Source organism: Halobacterium bonnevillei (genome assembly GCF_009831555.1).
GTDB lineage: Archaea > Halobacteriota > Halobacteria > Halobacteriales > Halobacteriaceae > Halobacterium > Halobacterium bonnevillei.
The window spans coordinates 1-3,582 of record NZ_WUUU01000235.1 but is presented as its reverse complement, the minus strand read 5'-3'; the positions used below and the strand labels follow the sequence as shown (position 1 = coordinate 3,582).

At 68.6% G+C, this 3,582-nt stretch carries 4 protein-coding genes and 1 pseudogene; 4 read left to right on the top strand and 1 reads right to left on the bottom strand.

The genetic code is table 11. The features are described from left to right. From GRX66_RS17440 to GRX66_RS17425, 4 genes are all read left to right on the top strand, one after another. Positions 1–774, top strand: a 774-nt coding sequence (locus GRX66_RS17440) for a Brp/Blh family beta-carotene 15,15'-dioxygenase (RefSeq protein ID WP_233745635.1), incomplete at its 5' end; no start/stop codon positions are given. A 79-nt stretch (positions 775–853) separates the two neighbouring features. Further along, positions 854–1,543, top strand: coding sequence for a V-type ATP synthase subunit D (locus tag GRX66_RS17435; protein ID WP_159527646.1), 690 nt, complete (start codon positions 854–856; stop codon positions 1,541–1,543). A 101-nt stretch (positions 1,544–1,644) separates the two neighbouring features. Then, entirely contained in the window at positions 1,645–2,037 is a 393-nt protein-coding gene (locus GRX66_RS17430; RefSeq protein ID WP_159527645.1) for a DUF6276 family protein, read from the top strand. 97 nt (positions 2,038–2,134) lie between these two features. Next, on the top strand, positions 2,135–2,608 hold the full coding sequence (locus tag GRX66_RS17425) for a TRAM domain-containing protein (protein ID WP_159527644.1): 474 nt from the start codon (positions 2,135–2,137) through the stop codon (positions 2,606–2,608). Here the strand turns inward: GRX66_RS17425 and GRX66_RS17420 are convergent. After that, positions 2,605–3,582, bottom strand: a pseudogene (locus GRX66_RS17420) (hypothetical protein); the annotation flags it as partial. The gene GRX66_RS17425 and the pseudogene GRX66_RS17420 overlap by 4 nt on opposite strands.

Genomic DNA, 3,582 nt, shown 5'->3' with positions numbered 1-3,582 from the left:
CGTCTACCTCCTGCTCGGCGGCGCGTACGCGGCCGCCTGGTTCGCGTGGCCGGTCGCCGCGGCGGCCTGTTCGTCGCGTTGACGTGGCTGCACTGGGGGCAGGGCGACGTCTACCCGCTGGCGGTGCTGCTGGACGCCGACTACCTCGAAACCCGGACGCAGCGCGTCGCGACAGGCCTCGTACGGGGCGGCCTGCCGATGCTCGTCCCGCTGGTGGGCCACCCCGGGACGTACCGCGAGGTCATCGCCGCGTTCGCCGCGCCGTTCGGCGGGACTGTTGGTGCCCACTGGCTGTTCACCCGGGACGCGCGCCTCGGACTCGGCGTGGCGTTCGCCGCGTTCACCGTTGGAACACTCGCAGCCGCCCGCCTTCGCACCCGGGCGTCGCCGCCGACGGCGTGGCGCGTCGACGCCGCCGAAACCGTCGGCCTCTGGGCGTTCTTCCTCGTCGTCCCGCCCGTGTTCGCGGTCGGCGTCTACTTCTGTCTGTGGCACGCCGTCCGGCACGTCGCGCGCGCCATTGGGACCCACGACGGCTCCCGGCGCGCGCTCGCTACCGGGGACCGCTGGCGGCCGCTGGCCCGTTTCGGCGCGGAAGCCGCCCCGCTTACACTCGCCGCGCTCGCGCTCCTCGCGGGACTCTGGGCCGTCGTTCCGGACCCGCCGACCACCCTCGAGGGCGGCGTCGCGCTCTATCTGGTGTTGATTGCCGTGCTGACGCTCCCGCACGTCGCCGTGGTGTCGTGGATGGACCGCGCGCAGGGCGTCCTCTGAGTGCGACAGGGGGCGCCAGCGGCGAGCGAGACTGAAAACGTTTACCTCCCTCCGTAGACAAGGTCCGCCAAGAGACTACATGGCCCAGGACATCAAGCCGACGCGGAAGAACCTCATGGAAATCGAGGACCGCATCGAACTCTCCGAGCGGGGCCACGACACGCTCGAACAGAAACGCGACGGCCTCATCATGGAGTTCATGGACATCCTCGACCAGGCCCAGGACGTCCGCGAGGACCTCGAAGCGAACTACGAGACCGCCCAGAAGAAGATCAACATGGCGCGCGCCATGGAGGGCGACATCTCGGTCCGCGGTGCCGCCGCCGCGCTCGAGGAACACCCCGAGATCACGGTCGAATCCCGGAACATCATGGGCGTCGTCGTCCCCCAGATCGAGTCCTCGAAAGTCCGGAAGAGCCTCGACGAACGCGGCTACGGCATCCTCGGCACGAGCGCGCGCATCGACGAGGCCGCGGAGGCCTACGAGGACCTCCTGCAGTCCATCGTCCTCGCGGCGGAAGTCGAGACGGCGATGAAGAAGATGCTCTCGGAGATCGAGACGACCAAACGCCGCGTCAACGCCCTGGAGTTCAAGCTCCTCCCGGAGCTGTACGAGGGCCAGGAGTACATCGAGCAGAAACTCGAGGAGCAGGAGCGCGAGGAGATCTTCCGCATGAAGAAGGTCAAAGCGAAGAAGGAGGAAGCCGAGGCGGAAGAGGAAGCGGAAGCAGAAGCCGAAGCACTCGCGGAAGACGTCGTCGCAGACTGAGGCCGAACTCCCCGCGTTCGCTTTGCTGTCGTGTTCTGTAGCCCGCGCGGTTCGCGAGCGCCGCCCGCGCCTTCAAGTAGCGTCGCCGTGGAGTGTCGACCATGCCGTGTTCGAACTGCGGCGGCGACGTCCTCCGGTTTCCGGTGCCCGACAGCGTCGGCGACTACCTGCCGGACGACCGGCCGGCCGCGACGCTGTGCACGAACTGCCTGGCCGTCGCGCCGGCTGACGACGCGCCCGCGGAGTATCCTGACTTCACGCGCGTGAGCGACGCGTTCCCCGCGGACGGCGAGACCGCCGCGGTGGTGGCGTGCCTGCTCGCGTTGCTCGACCGCCTCGTGGTCCACCGGGCGGACGCCGAGCGCGTCGCCACCGAAGCCGAACGCCGCGGCGTCGACGTCCTGCTCGTGCTCGACCGGCTCGCCGCCGAGGACGCCCTCGACCCCAGCCTCGACCTGCAGCGACGGCGCGAGCAACTCGAACAGCTCATCTGAACGCTCGCGCGCGAAACCGCCACCGGGCGCCGCGACGGCGGCTACCGCGTCGTACCCGTGCCGCAAGTGTTTAGCCGGCCGGCCAGCTATCCCCTGTATGGCCGACTGTCCACTCGCCGACGAATGCCCCAGTTTCCAGGAGCAAATCGAGGGAATGGGGTGTCAACACTACGGCGACCGCGGCGGGATGGAGTGGTGCAACCACTACAGCCAACCCATCGACGACCTGCAGACCGCGCCCGTCGTGCCCGGCCAGGAGGTCGTCATCGAGATCGACGACATGCACGAGAGCGGCGCTGGCGTCGGCCGCCAGGAGGACAGCGGGTTCATCATCATGGTCGACGGCGTGCTGCCGCCGGCGCGCGTGAAAGCCGAGGTCTCGAAAGTCAAGCCGAACTACGCCCGCGCCGACCTCCTCGAGAAACTCCCCGACGAACCCGAGGGCGACGACGACGAGGAAGCGAGCGACGGCGAGGACACCGAGGATGGAGAGGACGACGAGGCGAAGTCGGACAGCGACGAGTCGGACCGCGAGCGCCTGGGCAGCCGGGAGAACTTCTGGGGCAGCTAGCGGAGGTCAGCGACCGAGAGGTCGTCGGTGAACCGCAGGTCGCCGTCGAGAACGACTGCGATGCCGGAGTCGGCCAGGAATTCGTCGAGTCGTTCGCGTGGAATCGCGGTCTCCGTGGCTCGCGCTGACTGGACCACACTTTCAGCAGCCGCGACGTTGTACGCAGTCATGCCACCGAGGCTGTCGTTCCCCGTCGGGTAGTGATGAATTGTGAGCGGGAGTTGGTCGCTGGTCTGCGTCCACTCCGCGGAATCGATTTCTTTCAACATCGGAATGCCAGAGGCGTTGTGACGGAGGGACAGCGTCCCGTCACCGAGAATCGTGTACCGGTCGGTCCGCACACCCGTGAGTTCGAGCACGTCGAGCACGGCGTACAGCGGGAACCCCGCGTCCAGCAGCATCGAGACCACACGTCCCACCGACCCCGCCGTCTCGTCGCCGACGTCGTCGACGGTGACGATGCCGCCCACTGCCCCCGCCGTCAACAGCGCCCGCCCCTGCTCGTAGGACCGACACCCGTTCAGGAAGAACGCGCTCACGCCCATCCGCGCCAGCGTCCGCACGTCCAGCATCCCGTCGGAACACAACATGCCGTCCGCGGTCACGTGGCCGACGAAGTGCAGGAAGTCCACGTCCGACTGCAGTACGTCACGGAGACCGCTCGTGGAGAGGTTCCGGGACGTTCTGACCCTGGTTTCGCCGTACGAGTGAACGTCGTAGTCGACGTCGTCGCTGACGTCGAGGCGGGCGTCGTTGTAGACGACGTGGACGTCCAGCGGACCGTCGCCGCTCGGCCAGTCGAACCCCCGCCGGAACGACCCCACCGTCGGGTTCGCGGCGTGCGCGGCGTACCCGTCGGCCAACCACGACTGCCCTGGGACGCCGGCGTCCGCGGGGACGACCACCGAACGCTGTGGCGGCGACTCGTCCGCCGTCGAGCGAGCGAGCGCGCTGTCGGCGGACTGGAGGGCGTC